We start from the raw sequence: 21,305 nt of genomic DNA, 5'->3' as shown, positions 1-21,305 counted from the left end.
GTGAATTCGGTCTCACTTCGTGAAACTCTCTGCCTACTTTTCAGGGCGTGAGGTAGCACGTCAGCACCGTAATCCGTCCTCCGGCGGAACCAGATCGACGAGATAGTTCACCAACGGATCGTCGACGCACTCGACGCCCGAGAAGGCGACCGTGTGCTGGGTGCCCTCGTAGGTCACCAGATCTGCGCGCAGCTGCGCAGCCAACTCCACCCCCGCCTGATAGGGCGTGGCCGGATCGTTGGTCGTCGAGACGACCACCAGCGTCGGCAGTCCCTCCACGTCGACGATATGCGGATCACTCGTGTTCGGCACCGGCCAGAAGGCACACAGGTCGAGCGGCGCGTTGCCCGTCGCCCGGCCGTCGTCGAGATACGGCGCGGCCGCACGGAACCTGGCGTCCGCCTCGTCGGCCTCTGCGCGATCGGTGGTCGGCGGGCCGTCGACGCATCGAACGGCGTTGAACGCGTCGTCGATGTTGGTGTAGCTGCCGTCCTCCAGCCGTCCGGAGTAGGTGTCGGCGAGTCGGAGCAGGGTGTCGCCCCGACCGTCGCCCAATTCGTTCAAGCCGGCCCGCAGCAGACGCCACAGCTGCTGCGAGTACAGCGCCTGCTGAGCACCGGTGATCGCATCGTCGTAGCTGAGCCCGCGGGGGTCGGTCGTCTCGGCCGGCCGGTCGATCAGGGGGTCGACCAGCGATCGGAACTGCTCGACTGCCTGCGCCGGGTCGGTGCCGAGCGGGCAGGTCTCGGTCTGTGCGCAGTCCGTGGCGAACTCGTCGAACGCGGTCTGGAACGCCGCACCCTGGGCGACGGCCTCGTCGACGGGTGACTGGTCGGGATCGAGCGCGCCGTCGAGCACCATCGCGCGCACGTTCGACGGGAACTCCTCCGCGTACGCGGTCCCGATCCGGGTCCCGTAGGAGTAGCCGATGTAGGTCAGCTTCTCGTCGCCCAGAACCGCTCGAATGACGTCCATGTCGCGCACCACTTCCCGGGTACCGACGTGCTCGAGCACATCCGTCCCCGTCCGCTCGACGCAGTTCTCGGCGTAGTCACGGTGTTCGGCCTCGGTCGCTGCGATGCCTTCGGGGCTGACGTCCACATCCGGTTCGCGACGTTCCTGGTCGACCTCCTCGGACGTCAGGCACCGCACTTCCGGCTCGGATGCGCCGATTCCGCGTGGGTCGAAGCCGATCCGGTCGAAGCGATCGGTCACGGTGGTGCCCGCGGCCTGCTCGGCCAGGTAGAGCCCCGAGGAGCCGGGCCCGCCTGGATTCATCAATATCGAGCCGATCTTCTCGCCGGTCGCCTTCGTCCGCGAGATGGCGACCTCGATGGTCGTGCCGGTGGGATCGGCGTAGTCGAGCGGCACGGTCACCATCGCGCACTCGACGGAGCCGCCCAGTTCGCTGCCGTCGGTGTTGTACCGGTCGCAGGATTCCCACTGCAGGGTCTGGGTGTAGAAACTCTCGAGCCCCGCAGGGATGGGACCGGCGACGGATGCCGGCGACGACGCCTCGGAGTTCTCCGGTGTGGCTGTGGGCTCGGGGCCGGAGCAGCCCGCGAGGACCACGGCGACCGCGGACAGCGCCACGACCGTGCTCCTGGTGCGCGTTCTCATGCCACGATCGTGCCAGGTCCTGCGAGCGCGCCTCGTTCTCGCTGCCCGGCGAGGACGCCGTCGGAGCACTAGCGTGGACGCCGTGCAGGCACTCCGACTCGCCCTCGCCCAGATCAATTCCGTCGTCGGTGATCTCGCCGCGAACTCCGCGGCGATCGTCGAGTGGACGGTCCGCGCGGCCCACGACGGGGCCAACGTGGTGGTGTTTCCCGAAATGGCGCTCACGGGATACCCCGTCGAGGATCTGGCACTGCGACCGTCGTTCGCCGCCGCATCGGTTCGTGCCCTCACCGAGTTGGCGACAGCCCTGGACAAGGCCGGATGCGGCGACCGCATCGTGGTGGTCGGCTACCTCGATCGCGACGCCGAGGGCTCGCGGAACAGCGCGGCGGTGATCGTCGACGGGCGGGTGACGACTCGATACGACAAGCATTCGCTCCCCACCTACCGAGTGTTCGACGAGGCCCGCTACTTCGCTCCCGGATCGTGCTTGAGCATCGTCGCGGTCAACGGAGTGAGACTGGGTGTCGTTGTCTGCGAAGACATCTGGCAACCGGGCGGCTCCGTGCCTGCCTATGCCGCGGCCGGGGTGGACATGCTGCTCTGCCTCAATGCCAGCCCCTTCGAACAGGGCAAGGACGAGGTGCGGCGCTCCATCGCCCGGCGCCGAGCAACAGAGACCGGAGCGCCGATCGCCTACGTCAACGTCGTCGGCGGACAGGACGAGCTGGTGTTCGACGGGGCGAGCTTCGTCGTCGGGCCGGACGGTTCCACCTGGGGCCGCTCCCCCCAATTCGTCGAGCATCTCCTGATCGTCGACGTCGACGCCCCGGCTGCACCACATCCCGACGCGGCCGAGGTACCCGGCTGGACCATCGATCGGGTGACGCTCCCCGACGCGGCCGTCACCGGCTGGCAGCGAGCCGAACCGTATCTCACAGAGATCGCGAGCACCGAGGAACAGGTATGGGGCGCGCTGGTCACCGGTCTACGAGACTACGTGCACAAGAACGGCTTTCGGTCGGTCGCCCTCGGATTGTCCGGCGGCATCGACTCGGCGGTGGTCGCGGCCATCGCCGTCGACGCACTCGGTAGCGATGGGGTACACGCAGTGTCGATGCCCTCGACCTACTCGTCGGATCACTCTCGCACCGACGCAGAGGAATTCGCGTCGCGCACCGGCATCCATTTCCGCGTCGAGCCGATTGCAGACATGGTCGCCTGCTACGTCGACCAGCTGCACCTGACCGGCCTGGCCGAGGAGAACATTCAGGCACGGTGCCGGGGCATGGTGTTGATGGCACTGTCGAACACCTCCGGCCATCTGGTGCTGGCGACCGGAAACAAATCCGAACTGGCCGTTGGCTATTCGACGATCTACGGTGATGCCGTCGGCGGCTTCGCACCGATCAAGGATGTACCGAAGTCGCTCGTATGGGATCTGGCGCGCTGGCGGAACAAGTCCGCTGCCGACCGTGGGGACATCCCACCGATTCCCGAGTCGAGCATCGACAAACCACCGTCCGCCGAGCTCCGTCCCGGACAACTCGACACCGACTCGTTGCCCGACTACGACGAACTCGACGCCATACTGTTCCGGTACGTGGACCACGACCAAGGCTTTGCGGACATCGTGGCGGCCGGTTTCGACGCGGCGGTGGTCGCGGACATCCTGCGCAAGGTCGACGCGTCCGAGTACAAGCGGCGTCAGTATCCGATCGGCACCAAGGTCACCTCTCGCGCGTTCGGGCGCGACCGCCGCATGCCGATCACCAACGGTTGGCGCGACTACGCGGCCCTCGACGAGGTGTGACGAATTGCACTGCCGGTAGCGCTCCGGCAGGTCGCGTGCAGTGGCAGACTCGTGCACGTCATCACACCCCATCCCGGGGACCCGCCGAGCGGGCCTCGAGGACCAGAAAGGGACAAAGATGTCCGACACTGCTGTGTACGGCGGATCTGCTCAGGAAGCACCCTCCACCGCACTGACCCGTAAGACCCGCACGCACCACCTTCTCCAGATGAAGGCGGACGGCGAGCGCTGGGGAATGCTCACCGCATACGACTACTCCAGCGCCCGCATCTTCGAAGAGGCCGGAGTTCCTGTTCTCCTCGTCGGCGACTCGGCGGCAAACGTCGTCTACGGCTACGACACCACCGTGCCGATCACCGTCGACGAACTTCTTCCGCTGGTCCGTGGAGTCGTCCGCGGCGCACCGCATGCTCTCGTCGTCGCAGATCTGCCCTTCGGCACCTACGAGGCCTCGCCGCAGCAGGCTCTCGAAACCGCAGTGCGGTTCATGAAGGAAGGGCTCGCGGGCGCGGTCAAGCTCGAGGGCGGCGAGCGCGTGGCCGCTCAGATCGCCGCGATCACTGCCGCGGGCATCCCCGTGATGGCCCACGTCGGCTTCACCCCGCAGAGCGTCAACACCTTGGGCGGATTCCGCGTCCAAGGACGCGGTGACGCGTCCGAGCAGCTTGTCGCCGACGCCATCGCAGTCCAGGAGGCCGGTGCGTTCGCGGTCGTCATGGAGATGGTTCCCGCCGACATCGCCGGCCAGGTCACCCGCAAGCTGACCATTCCGACGGTCGGTATCGGCGCGGGCAACGAATGCGACGCGCAGGTTCTGGTGTGGCAGGACATGGCCGGCTACACCAACGGCAAGACCGCGAAGTTCGTGAAGAAGTTCGCCGACGTCGGCGATTCACTGCGCACCGCTGCCACCACGTACCTGTCCGAGGTGCGATCGGGAGTCTTCCCCGGGCCCGAACACAGCTACTGATCGTCCTCGCCTCGTCCATGTTCGGGTGGCACACTCGGTGCCATGAAACTCAGACGGGGTACGACGTCCATCGCAGGAAGAGGCGCAGTCGCAGTGGCAGGCGCGGCTGCGCTTCTCGTCGTAGCGACTGCATGCAGCACCGACACCACCAACACCGGTTCGTCATCGACCACGACGGTCGCACCGACCACCACGGTCACGGCACCGCCTGCGGACGCAGTGATCACCGATGCGCAGAAGCAACAGCTGTGCACCGATCTCGAGGCGCAGCTGTCCAATTGGCGTGTCCAGGGGCCCACCCTGGGCCGCGGCGGGCTGAACATCCTGGTGCAGACCTGGGCGGCGCAGAGCGGTGTCATCAACCTGCAGGTGGTGCAGAACCGAGCGATCGTCGACGAGATCACGACGGAGACGTGCTCGGAGGTGCGGGACGAGGCCATCCGATCCCTCGACATTCCGGACCTCGCATCCGGTTTGGTGGGCTTCTAGTATGCGGACCCTCTACCCCGAGATCGCGCCTCTCGAGACCGGACACCTCGATGTGGGTGACGGCCAACAGATCTACTGGGAAGTCTCGGGCAACCCCGACGGTGCACCGGTGGTGTTCGTGCACGGCGGTCCGGGCGGTGCCACCAATCCGTTGCAGCGCCGGTACTTCGACCCGGAGGCCTATCGAATCGTGTTGTTCGATCAGCGTGGTTGCGGGCAGTCGACACCCCACATCGCCGACGGTGCCGATCTGTCGGTCAACACCACCGACCGGTTGATCTCGGACATGGAGAAGATCCGGGAGCACTTGAACATCGACACGTGGTTGGTGTTCGGCGGATCATGGGGATCGACGTTGTCGCTGGCCTACGCGCAGTCGCACCGAGATCGCGTGCGAGGGCTGGTACTGCGAGGGATATTTCTGGTGCGGCCGTCCGAAATCGACTGGTACTACGGCGGCGGGGCAGGCCACCTCTTCCCCGATCTGTGGGAGAAATTCCTCGAACCGATTCCGCAGGACGAACGCGACGGCGATCTCGTCGAGGCGTATCACCGGCAGTTGATGTCCGAGGACCGCGAGGCCGCAACTCGCGCTGCGGTGGCGTGGTCCACCTGGGAGGCGGCGACGAGTTACCTCCTGCCGAAATCGGATGCAGTGCAGGACAACTCGGATCCACGGTTCGCCCTGGCATTCGCCGGTATCGAGAACCACTACTTCCGCAACAACTGCTTTCTCGAAGAGAACCAACTGCTCCGCGACGCCCACCTGCTCGACGGCATTCCCGGAGTCATCGTGCAGGGCCGTTACGACGTCGTGTGCCCGGCAACGAGCGCCTGGGCACTGCACAAGGCTTGGCCCTCAGCGGATCTCGTGATCGTCGACGACGCAGGGCACTCTGCCGCCGAACCGGGCATCGTGCATCACCTCGTGGAGGCCACAGACCGTCTCAGGCCGTGACGGGTACGTAATCGAAGGCAACTGTGCGTGAGTCGGTGTCGGCCCGGGCCAACCGGACCGTCACCGACTCCCCCGCAGGTGGTTCGCCGTCGCACTTTCCGAGGACGATGGGTTCCGACACCAACACCTCGGCGTCACGTTTGCCCTCGGCACCGCGCAGAACGACAGCAGAGAAACTGTCGCCCACTCGATTCTTCAGCACGTGTGCTTCGGTGAGATCGATGCAGGCGCGGTCCACTTTCGATGCCGCAGAATCCGATCCGCGCATGATCGCGGGCAGCTCCGGTAGAGCCTGCGCCGCCCAGTCCGGCACCGATGCGCCGGCGACCACGGCCAGGCACACCTCGGTGGCGAAGCGGTCGGACAGCCTCCGCAGCGGTGCCGTCACATGGGCATAGGGCGCGCCGATCCCCGAATGTTCCACCGACGCATCGCCGTCGACGGGGTCGGTCGTACGGTCGAACGCGAGATAGTCCGCACCTCGCAGCAATCCCGTCGCCCGAGTCATCATCGCCAGCGTCGACGGCTCGTCGGTGGGAAGGCCTGCCAGTACGGCACCGGCGGATGCGCCTGCAGGCCACTCGATTCCGAGCGTTTCGGCAGTATTCTTCAGTGCGTCCACCGATTCGGACGAGGCGGGCGGCAGGGTGCGCACGATGCCGATTCCGGCGTCGAGCATGATTCTGGCGGCGCACATTCCCGTCAGCAGCGACACCTCGGCGTTCCACCCGTCCACTGCAGTGCGTGGCTGCAGGACGGTGCGCCAACCCCGCCCGTCGGGAACCACTTCCTGTTCGGGAAGCGTGATGTCGACGGCTCCGCGCCGTCTGGCTGCAGCTGCGCGCTGGGCCCCGAACTCGGCCAGCGCTGCGATGGACGGATGCGGTGTCCCCGCGTCGACATCGGCTTGCACTGCGGCGTAGTCGAGCCGGGCGGTCGACCGAACGAGCGCGCGGGAGACCGTCCACGCGGCCGCCTCGCCGACGTCGTCGAGTTCGATGGTCCACAGCGCGGCGCAGCGAGTCTGCCCCTCCAGCAAACTGCCCGAACCCTCCGACAGCTCTCGCGGATGCAGCGGCACGGACCCGTCGGGAAGGTAGAACGTCTGGCCGCGTCGACGGGTCTCGGTGTCGAGCGCTCCCCCGGGCGTCACCAGTGCGCCCACGTCGGCGATCGCATAGTGCACCACCAAGCCGTTGGACGTCTTCTCGATGTGTACGGCTTGGTCGAGGTCCTTCGCGCCGGGTGGGTCGATGGTCACGAACGGGATGTCGGTGCGGTCGATTCTGCTGTCGGCGTGCAGGTCTCGGGCTTCGACCGCCTCGCGCATCGCGTCTGCGTCGAATGCTTCGGTGAGTGCGAACTCGGATCTGATGGCCTCGAAGTCGAAGCCCGGGGCCCTCAGCCGGGTGAGCAGCACCGTCAGTTGTTCCAGTCGTCGTCGGAATCGGCAGCCTTGTTGCGCGCCGCGGCGATCTTCAGCGCCTGTTCAGCGGTGGCCTTGTCCGGATACGGGCCCATGCGGTCGAGGGCGTTGGTCTGCTTGCCCTGCACGACCTGCTTGGTGCTGATGTCGTAGTACCAGGAGGTGTCGTCGTCGGTCATGACTTCCAGTGTGCCCCATGCAGCGACGCCGCAGGAGGACTGCGGGAGAAATAGTGGGTGCGAACGAGTCGGCCTGTAAGCCGGATCCTGTCTGCCGTTCCTGCTTTCGCAGGTTCGGCTGGACGACCATCCATCTGGGCACACCGTTGCCGGGTACCTCGAGCAGTCCACCCGCAGGCTCGGGCGAGCAGCCCTCGAGCACCTGCGCAGCTGCACCACTTTCGGGGTGCAGCCTTCGACCTTGCTCCGGGCGGGGTTTACCTAGCCATCCCAGTCACCTGGGATGCTGGTGCGCTCTTACCGCACCGTTTCACCCTGACCTGCAGTTCGATTCCGAAGAACCGTCCCGCAGGCGGTCTGTTTTCTGTGGCACTGTCCCGCGAGTCACCTCGGGTTGCCGTTAACAACCGCCCTGCTCTGTGGAGTCCGGACTTTCCTCGGCTCGAAGCGCGACGACACTCGGTCGCCGGTCCTCCGAGCCGCAGCCGTCCGGCCAACTCGTTCGCAGTTGCGTACTCTACTCGGCTCGCCGCGACCGCCTGGAACCGAACTACAGTTCCTCCCATGAGTGAATGGGTCGTGTTGCTGCGCGGCATCAACGTCGGCGGCATCAACATCAAGATGGCCGATCTCCGTACCGCACTCACATCGGCCGGCTTCACGAATGTCCGCACCGTTCTGGCGACCGGCAATGTCCTGCTCGGCTCCCCGCTGACCACCGCCGAGGTGAAGGCGCAGGTGGAGAGCGCGCTGGCCGAGACGTTCGGCTACCAGGCCTGGGTTGTCGTGCTGGACGTGCCGACACTTCGGGCCATAGTGGCGTCCTACCCGTTCGACGCCGAACGGGATGGCTGGCATCCTTATGTCGTGTTCGGTAGCGATGACAGCCATGTGACCGAATTGTCCGCTCTTGCAGACGAACTCGACCCCGAGCTCGAAAGGATCGCCGAGGGGAACAGCGTGCTCTACTGGGAGGTGCGCAAGGGCAACACCACCGACAGCACGTTCGGGAAAGCCACGGCCAAAGCGAAGTACAAGGCCACGACCACGACGCGAAACGTTCGCACGCTCGTGAAGATTCTCGCGTGACCGTTCTCGCCGCGGCATTGGTCGCTGCTGTGCTCGCCTTCGCCATCGTTCGCCCCCGCGGTCTCCCCGAGATCGTCGCCGCACTGCCCGCCGCGGCGATCGTTCTGCTCGTCGGGCTCGTCAGCCTCGACGCTGCGCGCGAGCAAGTACTCGAACTCGCTCCCACCGTCGTGTTCCTGGCGTTCATCCTGATCCTGGCGCATCTCTCGGACGCGCTCGGCGTATTCACCTGGATCGCGGCGAAGCTACGACGAGGCGCGAAGGGCAGCCCACGCAGACTGCTGACCCTGGTGTTCGCAGCAGCCGCATCGACCACGGCAGTCCTCAGTCTCGACGCCACCGTGGTTCTGCTGACGCCGGCCATCATCGGCGCTGCTCGATTACTCGGAATGTCTGCTCGCCCCCACAGTTACGCCACTGCGCACCTGTCCAATTCGGCGTCGACGCTGCTGCCCGTGTCGAACTTGACCAACCTGCTCGCCTTCGCAGCGACCGGACTGACCTTCCTGCACTTCACCGCGCTGATGGCCCTGCCCTGGATATTCGCGGTGGTCATCGAGTTGGCTGTGTTCCTGATCTTCTTCCGCAAGGACCTGAGCCGCACCGCAACGCCGCCGGACGCCTCTATCGGACACAGGACCGACGACGTACCCGCACCGCGGACCACTCTGGTCATCCTCGCCGCGACACTCATCGGCTTCGCAGTGGCAGGCCTGTTCGACATCGAACCGTTCTGGGTGGCGGCAGTGGGGTCGGTGGCACTCGCAATCCCGGCACTGCGAGGTCAGCGCACCACGCCTCGCGCCATTCTGCGCGGTGCCGATCTGCCGTTCTGCGGCTTCGTCTTCTTGCTCGGCATCGTCGTGCTCGGCGTCACCACAGGCCCGATCGGTGACTGGCTCGCGCGAATCCTGCCGTCCGACACCACCTTCATGTCGCTCTTGGCCGCGGCGGCCATCGCGGCGGTCGCGTCGAACATCGTCAACAACCTGCCCGCGACATTGCTGCTGCTGGCCGCGTTCGGGGCCGACGCTCCCCCGGCGTTGTTGTTGGCCATGGTGATCGGGGTGAACCTCGGCCCCAACCTCACCTACGTCGGGTCGCTGGCAATCATGCTGTGGCGACGCGTCGCATCGGCCAACGACGAGCCGGCAGATCTGCGAACCTTCACCGTGCTGGGCGTCATCACCACACCGCTGACCATCGTCGGTGCCGTGGCGGGCTTGTGGCTCGCGCTGCAGATTTGACCCTCGATACGCGGCTCGTGGCCAGACCGTCGCGTCAGCTCAGCGCAGCGTCGAGATCGATTGTCAGTGGTACCGGAGCCTCGATGACGCACCGCCCTCGACGAACCTGCTCGACGTATCCGTGAGGACTCAGATCCAGCGTTGTGAGCGTGGCAGCATCCGGATCGACAATCCAGTAATGGGGAATCCCCGCGTCGGCATACTCGCTGCGTTTGGTCACCACATCGGTACGACGAGACCCAGGCGAAATTACCTCGACGACCAGCACGACGTCTTCGGCGTGCAGCGCCTCGGGTGAGTCGGTTGCGCACACCACCACGTCGGGTACCCGCACCGTCGCTGGCGTCACCGAATCGACGACAACCTCGACCTCCGGTAACGCTTCCAACCCTTCTGGTAGTTGTCCGTCGAGCTGTGTACACAGACGGAACAGAATTCGGGCGTGGGCTTTCGACGGACGCGGTGAAACGACAGGCACGCCCTCCTGCATTTCGGCGTGAAAATCGTCTTCACCCAGCGCACGCCACTGCTCGACAGACAGCAGTGTGGGATGCGCTCTGGCGGCGGTCACTCGTGGAGTCTATCCGTGGTCACCGCTGGCACCACCGACAATGGCCGTGGTGCGGTCCGACGCGATCGGTGCGGGTCTCATTCACGCCGTGCGCGGAACGTAAAGACCGCCAGCCCCACACCGAACACCGCGGCACCGATCACCGCTCCCATCACCGGCAACAGCAGACCCGCATGCATGGTGTCGAACAAGGGCGGACCGCCGTAGATGTCCAGACGCGCAGCGCCGGTCGGCCCGAGGTCGTCGAAATTGGGGTCCGCGACCATCCTGACGCGGATTTCGGGAGGTTGGCTTCGTGCCCACCATGCTGCCCCCGCGCCGACGATGCTTCCCGCCGCGAGTGGGGCCACCACAAGCGTCAGCCGACCGGTCTTTCGGCCGAGACGGAACCATCCGATTGCTACCGACACGACGGTGCCGACCACAAGAGCGGCAACCGGAGCGGCCCACGTAACCGGCCACCACGGCGGACCCGACACGTACTGCATGTAGTCGTACACGCGGAAGTACCCGGTGTCACCCGAAGCCACAGGCGGTGGTGAATCCGCATCGATCCACGTCCGCGTCACCCCGTACCGCCACCCGAATGCGACTGCCAGACCGGCAACGGCCGATGCGAACGCCGCCAAGACAATCCAGCGGGCCGCCGCAGGCTCGCGGGCACCGTTCTCGGACATGCGAACCGAGTCCTCCTTCGATGCTCCGAAAGAATCAGGCCAGTCGCGCCAAGTGCGAGGTGTCGTTCACCAATCGCACCGAAGCCCCGCCGTCGGGGTAGAACTCGGCGATGCTCAGCGACGCGAGGTCGAGGTGCAGTCGATACAGCAGCGACGGGCCGACGTCGAGTGCGAGTTGCAGCAGCATCTTGATCGGGGTGACGTGGGTGACCACCAGCAGGGTTTTTCCGGCGTACTCGGTGAGCAACCGGTCGCGGGTCGCTTCGATGCGCACGCGCACCGCGTCGAAGCTCTCCCCGTTCGGCGGTGCGACGGAGGTATCACCTCGCCACGCCTTGTGGCCCTCGGGGTGGCGTTCCATGGCCTCGGTGAACGTGAGCCCTTCCCAGTCGCCGAAGTCGGTCTCGATGAGACCGTCGACGGTGGTGACGGGCAATCCCAGGCGGTCGGCCGTCGCTGCGGCGGTCTGCTGAGCGCGCGCGAGCGGCGAGGCAACGATGGCGTCGATATCGGTACGTGAACCGAGAACCGTTGCTGCAGAATCGGCTTGACGTCGACCCAGCTCGGTCAGATCCGGATTTCCGCGACCGGAGTATCGCCGGTCGACCGACATGGGGGTCTGGCCGTGACGCAGCAACAGCAGGCGAGTCGGCTCCCCCATCGCGCCGGTCCACCCGGGCGACTCGGTCTTCTTCGCAACCGGCTCGGCGTCGGGCAATTCCGACAGGTCCACACCTTCGGCAGCTGCGTCCATCGCCTCGTTGGCCAGCGCATCGGCGTGTGAATTCTGCGAGCGCGGAATCCATTCGTAGGTGACGGAGTCGAAGTGGCGAGCCAGTTCGGCAGCTGCGCGCTGAAGCGGAATCATGTCCGGGTGCTTCACTTTCCAGCGCCCACACATCTGTTCGACGACGAGCTTGGAGTCCATACGGACGGCAACCTCGCGAGCTCCGACATCACGAGCCGCAGTCAATGCCGCGATCAGTCCGTTGTACTCGGCGACGTTGTTGGTGGCCACGCCGAGCGATGCCCGACGCTCGGCGAGCACCTGCGAGCGATCGGCGCTGAACACCACAGCGCCGTACCCGGCCGGGCCGGGGTTACCGCGCGACCCTCCGTCGGCCTCGGCGACGACCCTCGATACCGGGCTCAAATTCCGGATTCCTTGGTGCGCACCAGAATTGCGTTGCACTCGGAGCAACGAATCAAAGCATCCGCGGGCTTGTTGGCGATGCTCGCGATCTCGTTGCGATCGAGTTCGATTCGGCACGCTCCACAGCGGCGAGCCTGCAGCAGCGCCGCACCACGGCCGGTGAGCGCTCGCTGCTTCTCGTAGAGCGCAAGCAGATCCGCGGGCAATCCCGAGGCCAACGACTCGCGGCGCTCGGCGCTACGCTTCTCCGCGACATCGAGGTCCGCGACGGCGTCGTCGCGGCGACGGCCCGCGTCGACCAATTCGTCTTCGATCTGCGTCAGCTGCGCACCGGCGTGCTCGTAGTCCCGCTCACTGGCCTCACGCTGTTCCATGACCTCGAGCAGTTCTTCTTCGAGGATCCCCTGGCGCCGTTCGAGGCTGCCGAGTTCGTGCTGGAGTTCGGTCATCTGCTTCGGGGCGATGGTGCCACTCTCGAGCATCTTCTTGTCGCGGGCCTCGCGCTGGCGAACGGCGTCGACCTCGCCCTCGAGTTTGCGAATGTCCCGATCGAGGTCGTCCATCGAGATCTGCACCGTCACCGCGGCATCCTTGCGGGTAATGCGCTCGGTCTCGAGCTTGTCCACCTCCTGCTGCTCGGGGAGGCTCTTACGGCGGTGGGCGATCTGCGAGAGTTCGGTATCCACACCGGCCAATTCGAGCAGCGAGGCCTGGACTTTGGGATCGACGTTCACGCTTGATGACTCCTGCGACTATGGAAGTTGGTAATGGATAACCCTACCGGCTGCTCGAAACCGAGAAAGCCGGATCGGCTCCGACCGCCTGTCGCGGGTTCACCGGTCACAGCGTCCAAGGGTCCGTACGCACGTCAGTGACCCGGCTGCTCCACCCGTCGGTGTCACCGAATGCGGCGTCGACGATGCCTCGTGCCTGCTCACACCACGGGAACTCCGACGCCCAGTGCGCGGTGTCGATCACCGCAGGCCCACCCGCGCGCAGATGCTCGTCGACAGGGTGGTGGCGCAGATCCGAGGTGACGTACACATCGGCATCGGTCCCCGCCACCGCGGAAAGGAACGAGTCACCCGCTCCCCCGCACATCGCAACCACAGAGACCGTGGCCTCCGGATTTCCGGCGGCGCGTACTCCCCACGTCGTGGTGGGCAACGCGTCGCGCACGACGTCGGTGAATTCGGCGAGTGTCATGGGATTCGGCAACTTTCCGATGCGCCCCAGGCCGGTGCACGACGGGAGAGCCACGGACTCGAAGATGTCGAACGCGGGCTCCTCGTAGGGGTGTGCCCGACGCATCGCCGAAAGCAATTGAGCACGTGCCCCTTTGGGGGCAACAACTTCGATGCGATCCTCCGCCTCGGTGTGCACCTCTCCCAGAACACCGAGCGTCGGGTGCGCGTTCGGCCCAGGACGGAATTGGCCGAGACCCGCACTCTGCCAGCTCGCTTCGCTGTAATCGCCGATCTGCCCGGCTCCGGCGTCGAACATGGCCTGTCGCACCGCGGCCGAGTCGGAGGTCGGCACGAAGACCACCCACTTGTCGTGCGAGGGGGAAGGAATGGGATCGAGTGGCCGGGTGTCGATCACCCCGAGCGCGGACGCGAGTGCATCCGACACCCCGGGATCGGCGGAGTCGGCGTTGGTGTGGGCGGTGAACAGCGCGCAGTCGGCCTTGATCAGGCGGTGGATCACCGAGCCCTTCGGGGTGTCGGCCGCGACGGTGTCGACCCCTTTGAGCAGTAAGGGATGGTGGGCCACGATGAGATCGGCACCCCGGGCAATGGCCTCGTCGACCACTGCATCGGTGACGTCGACCGTGTAGACAACCTGCTGCACAACAGCTTCGGGATCTCCGCACACCAGGCCCACCGAGTCCCAACTCTCCGCCAGACGGGGTGGGTACGCGGCGTCGAGTACCTCGATGACGTCCGCCAGTGTCACTGCCATGTTCGCTGCTCTCCTCACAGAACGGTGTTCAACGCGTCCACCAGTATGTCGACCTGCTTCGAGTCCCGTACCGCGACGCGCAGGTGGTGACGGTCGAGCCCTGGGAACGTATCTGCCCGTCGCACCGCGATACCCATCGTGCGCAGTCGTTCTCGAACGAGATCGGCACCGTCGACGCGCATCAGCAGAAACGGCGCGCGGGCCGGGCCGGTGATGTCGAGACCAAGAGCTTCGAGTCGCGGGATCATCGCGGTGCGTTCGCGGTCGATGCGCTCGGACTCGGCGCGTGCCTGTTCGACGGCGAACGGTTCGGTGCAGGCGCGGATCGCTTCGAGCTGCAGACTCCCCAGTGGCCAGTGGGCGCGGCCGTGCTGCAGCCTCGCGAGGACGTCGGGGTGGCCCAATGCGTATCCGCATCGCAACCCCGCGAGCGCCCATGTCTTCGTCAGGCTGCGCAGAACCAGCACGTCGTCCAGGCTTTGTGACGCCAGGGACTCCCCCGCCCCGAGAACGGCGTCGGCGAAGGCCTCGTCGACCACCAGCGTGCGTCCCGACTCACGCAGACTCAGGACCGCCTCACGGGGATGCAGGACCGACGTGGGGTTGGTCGGGTTTCCGATGATCACCATGTCGGCGGCGTCGGGCACGAGCGTCGGATCGAGTTCGAAAGGCGGCGGCAGGATCATTCGGTGGACCGGGACGCGAGCCTGCTCCAGTACCCAGTCGGGCTCGGTGAACGACGGGTGAATCGTCGCAACGAGCTGGGGCCCCAGCCGCGGCAGCATCGAGAAGCCCTCGGCCCCACCGCTGAGCAGCAGCACCTCGTCCGGTGCGCGGCCGTGGTGTTCGGCCACCTGCTCTCGTGCGGCCGTGTCGGCGGCCACGCTCGGGTACGAACCCAACGAACTCAGTGCCACAGCAAGCCGCTCGCGAAGCCATGCCGGCGGACCGTCGCCCCGCACGTTGACGGCGAAGTCGACGAATCCGGAATCGACCTCCACGTCTCCGTGGTGACGGAGTAGCGCATCGGGATCGGCAGCTGAGTCGGACATCGCGACGAGCGTAGCCGCGCCTTCGGCGAACAGCTCGCACCGATAGGATTCGACCATGTCTGTCGATGTGCCCGCGTCCGTTGTCCTGTTCGATCTCGATGGGACGTTGACCGATTCCGCACCGGGAATTCACGCCGGTTTTCGTCATGCATTGGCGTCGGTGGAGGCTCCCGAACCGACCGAGGAACAGCTGTCGCTGGTCGTCGGACCACCCCTGATCGACACGTTGCGCGGGCTCGGCCTGGACGAGGATGCGGCGCAGCGCGCATTGGCGGCGTACTTCCAGCGCTACGACGAGCGGGGCTGGGCCGAGAACACCGCGTTCGACGGCATCGAGACGGTGTTGACACGTTTGCAGGATCGCGGTGTGCGCCTCGGCGTTGCGACGTCGAAGTCGGAGCGATTCGCCGTACGGATTCTGGACCACTTCGGCCTGTCGCGGTACTTCGAGTTCATCGGCGGTGCCAGCAACGACGGCACCCGACGGGCGAAGTCCGATGTGATCGCGCACTCGCTGACCAACCTCGGCATCGACCCGGTGGAGTCCGCGGACGGCGGCACCGCCGGGGTGATCATGATCGGTGATCGCGACCACGACGTGCACGGTGCCGCTCGGTTCGGCATCCCCACGGTGTACGTGGAGTGGGGCTACGGCATCGACGGCGAGAGCGACGACGCCGCGTTCACCGCATCGAGCATGGACGAACTGGCCACCGTGCTGGAGCAGAACACGGCGGCCGTGCAATGAACGAGCCGCTGCATGTGACATTCGTGTGCACCGGCAACATCTGCCGGTCGCCGATGGCAGAGAAGGTCTTCGCGGGGCATCTGCGCGACGCCGGTCTGGGCGAGGCGGTACGTGTTTCGAGCGCCGGGACCGGTGGTTGGCACGTGGGCGACGGCGCAGATCCGCGAACCGTCGCCGAGCTCGATGCCCACGGATACGACAGCGAGCATGCGGCGGCGCAGGTCGGGCCGGATCATCTGGCGGCAGATCTGATCGTCGCGCTCGATACCGGCCACGCGCGCGCCCTGCTGCAGCTCGGTGCACCGGCAGATCGTGTCGCGTTGCTGCGGTCGTTCGATCCCGACGCCGACGACTCCTCGGTGGCCGATCCGTACTACTCGTCCGATTCGGCGTTCGCCGAGGTGCGTCAACAGATCGAAAGCGCCGTTCCCGGCATGCTGGACTGGGCACGGTCTCGCCTCTCTCGCTGACCCGGCTACCGTGGTGGAGTGCGAAAGTTAGCGTTCTTGCTGCGACCCAAATGGTTGGTGCTGGCTGCGGTGGTGCTGGCCTTCGCGTTCCTGTGCTTCAGCGTGCTCGCTCCGTGGCAGTTGGGAAAAAACACCTCGACGTCCGAGCGCAACGATCTGATCACCCGATCCGTCGATGTGGATCCGGTGCCGATCTCCGACATTCTCACCGCGGACGGATTCCCGGCCGAGGACGAGTGGCGTCGGGTCATCGCCCCAGGGTCCTACGTCGCCGATTCCGACGTGCTGGTGCGGCTGCGCAGCATCCGTGATCAGCCCGCCTACGAGGTCATCACCCCGTTCGTGATCGACGGCGGTCCCACCGTGCTCGTCAATCGCGGGTACGTGTTGCCGGTGGAGGGAACCAGAGCGCCCGAGTTCGAGGCGGCACCCGCCGGTGAAGTGACTCTGAACGCACGGGTACGCCAAGCCGAGGGCACCTCCCGCGAGCCCGTCGAGGACGACGGTCGGCTGCAGGTCTACAACATCAACCCGGAACAGATCGGCGCGGCGGTCGGAGTCGACGCCATCGATGGATATCTCCAGCTCGACGACGCTCAGCCAGGCGGTCTCGGCTTGATCGAACTACCGCAGACCGACGCAGGCCCCTACCTCTCCTACGGTCTGCAGTGGTTGGCGTTCGGCATCATGGCACCGCTGGGCCTGGCGTACTTCGCTCGGGCGGAGATACGGGAACGCCGCAATTCACGGGCCGAACTCGCGGACGCGATGTCCGGCGAGCCGGACGCCGATCCCGAAGACGATGCCGGTCCCGACGAGGAAGAAGAATTCACGCTGCCCACCCGCCGCGAAAAGCGAGCCAGGGCGCGCGCGGCATCACGCCCGACGACGCCGTCGGATCCTCGCTTGGCCGATCGCTACGGCAAGAATCGCTGACGCGACCGCCGACAGTTCCTGCACTCGGGTCGACAGTGCGACCGCCCGACGAAGATCCGGTGCTGTCGGCGACGGTCCGTCACCGAGGGTCGGTCTGTTCTCGACGCCGTGTCGGTACTGCGTTCTGCCGCCGAGCTGCAGCCCCAGGGCACCGGCAGCCGATGCCTCCGCGACACCTGCGTTGGGGCTGGGGTGCTTCGCCGCGTCGCGTCGCCACATCTTCAGGGCTCGGGCGGGCGAACCATGCACCGAGTGCGCTGCCGCTACCGTCGCGACGCCGGTGACGCGGGCCGGCAGCAAGTTCAGAACGTCGTCGATTCGCGCTGCGGCCCAACCGAAGCGCAGATACTTCGGAGACCGGTAGCCGATCATGGCGTCGAGCGTGTTGCTTGCGCGGTAGGCCAAGATCCCCGGAGCACCGGCCAGAGCCCCCCACACCAAAACACCGACCGTCGCGTCGGAGGTGTTCTCCGCGATGGATTCGAGCGCGGCGCGTGCCAGGCCGTCGGAGTCGAGCAGATCCGGATCGCGTCCACACAGCGACGGCAGCAGTGCGCGCGCACTGTCCAGGTCTTCGTTGTCGAGGTGATCCGCCATCCGTCGGCCGACCCTGGACAGGGACGTGCCACCCAGGGCGGCCCAGGTAGCAACCGCGATCAGTGCGGCCTCAGCAGGTCCACCCAGGCGTCCGGCCACTCGACTCGACCCAACGCCGAGCGCAGTCGCCGAGCCGATCAGCGCGACCGAATGGACGACGCCGACGGCGCGGTTGTCGCGGTAGAGGATGTGTTCGACGCGCAATGCCGTGGTGCCGAATCCTGCAACCGGGTGCCAGCGTCGTGGATCTGCGAACACTCGATCGAGGCCGTAGCCGACGAGCAAACCTATCGCTCGGGGGTGTGTCCGCATCGCTCGAATCTAGTCAAGCGCACACCCGGATCAGGACACCGGAGTGTCAGGCCCAACGGTGACGGTAGGCACCAGCCAACTGACGGTTGCGAAAGTCGATGTCGCTTCCGTCGTTGAGCAGTGCAATTGCCATTCCCACGAAGCCGACGGCTGCCATTACGAACATTGTCATGATTCCCCCAGAATCTCGTGTGGATCCGCTGCGCGGATGTGTCTGTAACAGATTGTTACCCCTAAGTTCGTGGTTTCCACCTCTTTGAGGTCGGCGTCACGTGTGTCCGTCATCACGAGACGCGCGTCTCATCGGAACGTCCAAATATCAACGGCCACCGACACTCTCGGGCTGTGCGCTTCTCCCGTAGTTACTGCGGCACAGGAAAGAGATGCTGCTCGTCGATCACAACCGACCGGAGAAACTCGTCCACGGCCTTCACCCGCGCCAGACCGGTCAGCTCTCGCGGCACCACCGTCCAATACGTCCGCTCGACCGAGAAGACGCCGGGCAACACGGACACGAGGGCCTCATCCGGCTCACCGATGTAGCTGGGCAAAGGAGCAATTCCCACCCCGGACCTCGCCGCGATCCATTGCCCGGTGATGTTGTTGGTCTGTATCTGCGCTCGGCCCTCGGGCAGGATCGAGTCCAGAATTCGCAGCGGTGCGACATCGAGCAGCGCATCGACGTACGAGATCAGCGTGTGCTCTCGCAGGTCGTCAACAGTACGGATCGGCGGCCCAGTGGCAAGATACGTTTCGGTGGCGTAGAGCTCGAGTGAGTACGTCGCCAGCCTGCGGGTCTCCACGAATCTCGGGGACGGCCGCTCCAATGTGATTGCGATATCGAATTCCCTGGTGGCCAACGAGTTGTGCTCGGTGGCGGTGACCAGTTCGATGTCGAGATCCGGGTGCTTGTCTCTGAGTACACCGAGTTTCGCTGTCAGAACGAACGCTCCGAAACCGTCCGGGGCCGCGATGCGCACGGTCCCTCGTAGGGAGCCGGTGTCGGAGGTCTGATCCTCGAAGGCGGCGATGAGTGTCGATTCGACGGTCTCTGCATATCCGACGAGGCGTCGACCCGCCTCGGTGAGTCGCCAACCCGACGGGGTTCTGTCGAACAGGCGCTGCCCGGCCGATTTCTCGAGCGCCGTGATGCGCCGACCGACGGTGGTGTGGTCCACGCCGAGAGTGTGCGAGGCGTCGGTCAGACGCCCGGTCCTCGACACTTCGAGGAAGTATCGGAGATGGTCTGCGTTGAACACCCACCGAGACTATCTGCGGTGTGCATTTCTGCACAGCGATCTGCGGTTTTGGCCTTTGACATGTGCATCCGTACCAGTGAGACTCGGGACACACCGATGGAAGGATCGAACGTTGACCGACGTCATTGCGCACTGGATCGATGGCAAGACCTACTCCGGCACCTCCGACCGGACTTCCCCCGTCACCAACCCCGCGACCGGCGAGGTCACCGGCACACTCGCGTTGGCCGACACCGGCGACGCCCGCGCGGTCATCGACGCCGCCGCGGCCGCATTCCCGGCGTGGCGCGATACCTCCCTCGCCAAGCGAACCTCCATCCTGTTCTCGTTCCGAGAGCTGTTGAACGCGAGGAAGAACGAGCTCGCCGAGATCATCACCGCCGAACACGGGAAGGTCCTCTCCGATGCACTCGGTGAGATCTCACGTGGCCAGGAAGTCGTCGAATTCGCTTGCGGCATGGCACATCTACTCAAGGGCGGATACACCGAGAATGCGTCGACCGGGGTCGACGTCTACTCCATCCGTCAGCCGCTCGGACCGGTCGGCATCATCTCTCCCTTCAACTTTCCCGCCATGGTCCCGATGTGGTTCTTCCCCATCGCCATCGCCGCCGGCAACACCGTCGTACTCAAGCCCTCCGAAAAGGACCCGAGCGCGAGCATCTGGCTCGCCCGGCTCTGGGCCGAGGCGGGCCTGCCCGACGGCGTGTTCAACGTCCTGCAGGGCGACAAGGTTGCAGTCGACGAACTCCTCGAGAACAAGAAGATCAAGTCGATATCCTTTGTCGGCTCCACCCCCATCGCCCAGTACGTCTACTCCACCGGCACCGCCAACGGAAAACGCGTCCAGGCCCTCGGCGGGGCCAAGAACCACGCCGTCGTACTCCCCGATGCAGATCTCGACCTCGCCGCCGACGCCATGGTCAACGCCGGCTTCGGATCCGCAGGCGAACGGTGCATGGCCATCTCGGCCCTCGTCGCCGTGGGGAACATCGCCGACGAACTCGTCGCCAAGATCGCCGAGCGCACCACCCCGCTGGTCACCGGCGACGGAACCCGCGGGGCAGACATGGGACCGCTGGTCACCAAGGCGCACCGTGACAAGGTCGCCTCGTACGTCGACGCAGGCGAAGCGGCCGGGGCCACCCTCGTCGTCGACGGCCGCACCGTCCGGCCCGACGGTGGGACCGACGGATTCTGGCTCGGCCCCACCCTTATCGACAACGTGACTCCCGACATGAGCATCTACACCGACGAGATCTTCGGCCCCGTCCTCTCGGTCGTGCGCGTCGACACCTATGACGATGCCCTGCGGCTGATCAACGAGAACCCGTACGGCAACGGCACCGCCATCTTCACCAACGACGGCGGGGCTGCCCGACGCTTCCAGAACGAGGTCGAAGTCGGCATGGTCGGCATCAACGTCCCCATCCCGGTTCCCATGGCGTACTACAGCTTCGGTGGGTGGAAGAACTCCCTCTTCGGCGACAGCCACGCCCACGGCACCGAGGGCGTCCACTTCTTCACCCGTGGCAAAGCAGTCACCAGTCGCTGGCTCGACCCCAGCCACGGCGGCATCAACCTCGGCTTCCCTGAAAACAGCTGAGCCCCGAGAACAGCTGACCCCCGAAAAAGAGCTGACGCATGTGCGCGGAACTTCGTGACGGGTTCACGTGGTCGTCGCAACGAGCAGTCGTTTGTTGTACTCCTCGAGGGGAGTATCCCATCCCAGGGTTTTTCTGGGGCGGTTGTTCAGTAGCGCGGCGACCTCGTCGAG

The 21,305-nt window shown here is 65.8% G+C and carries 22 protein-coding genes and 1 other RNA gene; 10 read left to right on the top strand and 13 right to left on the bottom strand.

Annotated elements, in window-relative coordinates; all coding sequences use genetic code 11:
- Positions 1-60: 60 nt before the first annotated feature.
- A complete protein-coding gene (locus MTX34_RS15295) occupies positions 61-1,620 on the bottom strand; it encodes an alpha/beta hydrolase (protein WP_243609930.1) in 1,560 nt (519 codons plus the stop codon).
- A gap of 82 nt (positions 1,621-1,702) precedes the next feature.
- On the opposite strand from MTX34_RS15295, the gene MTX34_RS15290 reads away from it, so the two are divergent.
- From MTX34_RS15290 to pip, 4 genes are all read left to right on the top strand, one after another.
- Positions 1,703-3,433, top strand: a complete 1,731-nt coding sequence (locus MTX34_RS15290; RefSeq protein ID WP_243609929.1) for an NAD+ synthase — start codon at positions 1,703-1,705, stop codon at positions 3,431-3,433.
- A gap of 118 nt (positions 3,434-3,551) precedes the next feature.
- On the top strand, positions 3,552-4,403 hold the full coding sequence (panB, locus tag MTX34_RS15285) for a 3-methyl-2-oxobutanoate hydroxymethyltransferase (protein ID WP_243595055.1): 852 nt from the start codon (positions 3,552-3,554) through the stop codon (positions 4,401-4,403).
- Positions 4,404-4,445: 42 nt separating this feature from the next.
- Positions 4,446-4,892: a hypothetical protein gene (locus MTX34_RS15280; RefSeq protein ID WP_243595056.1), complete on the top strand. Its 447-nt coding sequence runs from the start codon at positions 4,446-4,448 to the stop codon at positions 4,890-4,892.
- A 1-nt stretch (position 4,893) separates the two neighbouring features.
- Positions 4,894-5,850, top strand: coding sequence for a prolyl aminopeptidase (gene pip / locus MTX34_RS15275; protein ID WP_243609928.1), 957 nt, complete (start codon positions 4,894-4,896; stop codon positions 5,848-5,850).
- On the opposite strand, the gene MTX34_RS15270 is transcribed toward pip, so the two are convergent.
- The 3 genes from MTX34_RS15270 to rnpB all read right to left on the bottom strand — a co-directional run bounded on the left by MTX34_RS15270 (position 5,840) and on the right by rnpB (position 7,956).
- Positions 5,840-7,270: an RNB domain-containing ribonuclease gene (locus MTX34_RS15270; protein WP_243609927.1), complete on the bottom strand. Its 1,431-nt coding sequence runs from the start codon at positions 7,268-7,270 to the stop codon at positions 5,840-5,842. The two genes, pip and MTX34_RS15270, sit on opposite strands and share 11 nt — an antisense overlap.
- Before the next feature lie 2 nt (positions 7,271-7,272).
- Positions 7,273-7,455, bottom strand: coding sequence for a hypothetical protein (locus tag MTX34_RS15265; protein WP_045194843.1), 183 nt, complete (start codon positions 7,453-7,455; stop codon positions 7,273-7,275).
- A gap of 60 nt (positions 7,456-7,515) precedes the next feature.
- Positions 7,516-7,956, bottom strand: an RNA gene (gene rnpB / locus MTX34_RS15260) — RNase P RNA component class A.
- A 63-nt stretch (positions 7,957-8,019) separates the two neighbouring features.
- On the opposite strand from rnpB, the gene MTX34_RS15255 reads away from it, so the two are divergent.
- Positions 8,020-8,544: a DUF1697 domain-containing protein gene (locus MTX34_RS15255; protein WP_243609926.1), complete on the top strand. Its 525-nt coding sequence runs from the start codon at positions 8,020-8,022 to the stop codon at positions 8,542-8,544.
- Positions 8,541-9,791 (top strand): SLC13 family permease, encoded by a 1,251-nt coding sequence (locus tag MTX34_RS15250; protein WP_243609925.1) that lies wholly within the window; start codon positions 8,541-8,543, stop codon positions 9,789-9,791. Before MTX34_RS15255 ends, MTX34_RS15250 begins: the two co-directional genes overlap by 4 nt.
- A 34-nt stretch (positions 9,792-9,825) precedes the next feature.
- Here the strand turns inward: MTX34_RS15250 and MTX34_RS15245 are convergent, their stop codons facing one another.
- From MTX34_RS15245 to cobC, 6 genes are all read right to left on the bottom strand, one after another.
- Positions 9,826-10,362 (bottom strand): Uma2 family endonuclease, encoded by a 537-nt coding sequence (locus tag MTX34_RS15245; protein ID WP_243609924.1) that lies wholly within the window; start codon positions 10,360-10,362, stop codon positions 9,826-9,828.
- 77 nt (positions 10,363-10,439) lie between these two features.
- Positions 10,440-11,039 (bottom strand): hypothetical protein, encoded by a 600-nt coding sequence (locus MTX34_RS15240; RefSeq protein WP_243609923.1) that lies wholly within the window; start codon positions 11,037-11,039, stop codon positions 10,440-10,442.
- Between the two features lie 34 nt (positions 11,040-11,073).
- Entirely contained in the window at positions 11,074-12,192 is a 1,119-nt protein-coding gene (locus MTX34_RS15235) for a bifunctional RNase H/acid phosphatase (RefSeq protein ID WP_243609922.1), read from the bottom strand.
- Entirely contained in the window at positions 12,189-12,926 is a 738-nt protein-coding gene (locus MTX34_RS15230; RefSeq protein WP_243609921.1) for a zinc ribbon domain-containing protein, read from the bottom strand. Before MTX34_RS15230 ends, MTX34_RS15235 begins: the two co-directional genes overlap by 4 nt.
- Before the next feature lie 106 nt (positions 12,927-13,032).
- Complete coding sequence (locus MTX34_RS15225; protein ID WP_243609920.1) at positions 13,033-14,154, bottom strand: Nif3-like dinuclear metal center hexameric protein; 1,122 nt, start codon at positions 14,152-14,154, stop codon at positions 13,033-13,035.
- A gap of 14 nt (positions 14,155-14,168) precedes the next feature.
- Positions 14,169-15,206, bottom strand: coding sequence for an Rv2231c family pyridoxal phosphate-dependent protein CobC (gene cobC / locus MTX34_RS15220; RefSeq protein WP_243609919.1), 1,038 nt, complete (start codon positions 15,204-15,206; stop codon positions 14,169-14,171).
- Positions 15,207-15,261: 55 nt separating this feature from the next.
- On the opposite strand from cobC, the gene MTX34_RS15215 reads away from it, so the two are divergent.
- The 3 genes from MTX34_RS15215 to MTX34_RS15205 are packed head-to-tail and all read left to right on the top strand — an operon-like array spanning position 15,262 to position 17,360.
- Positions 15,262-15,954, top strand: a complete 693-nt coding sequence (locus MTX34_RS15215) for an HAD-IA family hydrolase (RefSeq protein WP_243609918.1) — start codon at positions 15,262-15,264, stop codon at positions 15,952-15,954.
- Entirely contained in the window at positions 15,951-16,424 is a 474-nt protein-coding gene (locus tag MTX34_RS15210) for a low molecular weight protein-tyrosine-phosphatase (protein ID WP_243595069.1), read from the top strand. The genes MTX34_RS15215 and MTX34_RS15210 overlap by 4 nt, the downstream gene beginning before the upstream one ends.
- Before the next feature lie 18 nt (positions 16,425-16,442).
- Positions 16,443-17,360, top strand: coding sequence for an SURF1 family protein (locus tag MTX34_RS15205; RefSeq protein WP_243609917.1), 918 nt, complete (start codon positions 16,443-16,445; stop codon positions 17,358-17,360).
- Here the strand turns inward: MTX34_RS15205 and MTX34_RS15200 are convergent.
- The 3 genes from MTX34_RS15200 to MTX34_RS15195 all read right to left on the bottom strand — a co-directional run bounded on the left by MTX34_RS15200 (position 17,301) and on the right by MTX34_RS15195 (position 19,528).
- Positions 17,301-18,269 carry a cobalamin biosynthesis protein gene (locus MTX34_RS15200; protein ID WP_243609916.1) on the bottom strand — a complete coding sequence of 323 codons (969 nt, stop codon included), beginning with the start codon at positions 18,267-18,269 and terminating at the stop codon, positions 17,301-17,303. The genes MTX34_RS15205 and MTX34_RS15200 overlap by 60 nt on opposite strands.
- A gap of 46 nt (positions 18,270-18,315) precedes the next feature.
- The gene (locus tag MTX34_RS25765; protein WP_256978899.1) at positions 18,316-18,441 is read right to left on the bottom strand and encodes a hypothetical protein; all 126 of its coding nucleotides are present in this window, start codon (positions 18,439-18,441) and stop codon (positions 18,316-18,318) included.
- Between the two features lie 190 nt (positions 18,442-18,631).
- Complete coding sequence (locus tag MTX34_RS15195; protein WP_243609915.1) at positions 18,632-19,528, bottom strand: LysR family transcriptional regulator; 897 nt, start codon at positions 19,526-19,528, stop codon at positions 18,632-18,634.
- 112 nt (positions 19,529-19,640) lie between these two features.
- On the opposite strand from MTX34_RS15195, the gene MTX34_RS15190 reads away from it, so the two are divergent.
- On the top strand, positions 19,641-21,134 hold the full coding sequence (locus tag MTX34_RS15190; RefSeq protein ID WP_243609914.1) for a CoA-acylating methylmalonate-semialdehyde dehydrogenase: 1,494 nt from the start codon (positions 19,641-19,643) through the stop codon (positions 21,132-21,134).
- Positions 21,135-21,305: the final 171 nt, after the last annotated feature.

The sequence above is a fragment of the Rhodococcus sp. ARC_M5 genome, assembly GCF_022810405.1.
Taxonomy (GTDB): domain Bacteria; phylum Actinomycetota; class Actinomycetes; order Mycobacteriales; family Mycobacteriaceae; genus Rhodococcoides; species Rhodococcoides navarretei.
Note: the sequence above shows the minus strand (reverse complement) of the source record. Positions and strands in the feature narration are given on the sequence as shown.

Bases quoted from the DNA above. Each gene is read 5' to 3' on its own strand.
- panB (WP_243595055.1), top strand. From the start codon at position 3,552: ATGTCCGACACTGCTGTGTACGGCGGATCTGCTCAGGAAGCACCCTCC.
- MTX34_RS15215 (WP_243609918.1), top strand. From the start codon at position 15,262: ATGTCTGTCGATGTGCCCGCGTCCGTTGTCCTGTTCGATCTCGATGGG.
- MTX34_RS15295 (WP_243609930.1), bottom strand. From the start codon at position 1,620: ATGAGAACGCGCACCAGGAGCACGGTCGTGGCGCTGTCCGCGGTCGCC.
- MTX34_RS15200 (WP_243609916.1), bottom strand. From the start codon at position 18,269: ATGCGGACACACCCCCGAGCGATAGGTTTGCTCGTCGGCTACGGCCTC.
- MTX34_RS15210 (WP_243595069.1), top strand. From the start codon at position 15,951: ATGAACGAGCCGCTGCATGTGACATTCGTGTGCACCGGCAACATCTGC.
- MTX34_RS15240 (WP_243609923.1), bottom strand. From the start codon at position 11,039: ATGTCCGAGAACGGTGCCCGCGAGCCTGCGGCGGCCCGCTGGATTGTC.
- MTX34_RS15280 (WP_243595056.1), top strand. From the start codon at position 4,446: ATGAAACTCAGACGGGGTACGACGTCCATCGCAGGAAGAGGCGCAGTC.
- pip (WP_243609928.1), top strand. From the start codon at position 4,894: ATGCGGACCCTCTACCCCGAGATCGCGCCTCTCGAGACCGGACACCTC.
- MTX34_RS25765 (WP_256978899.1), bottom strand. From the start codon at position 18,441: ATGACAATGTTCGTAATGGCAGCCGTCGGCTTCGTGGGAATGGCAATT.
- MTX34_RS15265 (WP_045194843.1), bottom strand. From the start codon at position 7,455: ATGACCGACGACGACACCTCCTGGTACTACGACATCAGCACCAAGCAG.
- cobC (WP_243609919.1), bottom strand. From the start codon at position 15,206: ATGTCCGACTCAGCTGCCGATCCCGATGCGCTACTCCGTCACCACGGA.
- MTX34_RS15255 (WP_243609926.1), top strand. From the start codon at position 8,020: ATGAGTGAATGGGTCGTGTTGCTGCGCGGCATCAACGTCGGCGGCATC.
- MTX34_RS15225 (WP_243609920.1), bottom strand. From the start codon at position 14,154: ATGGCAGTGACACTGGCGGACGTCATCGAGGTACTCGACGCCGCGTAC.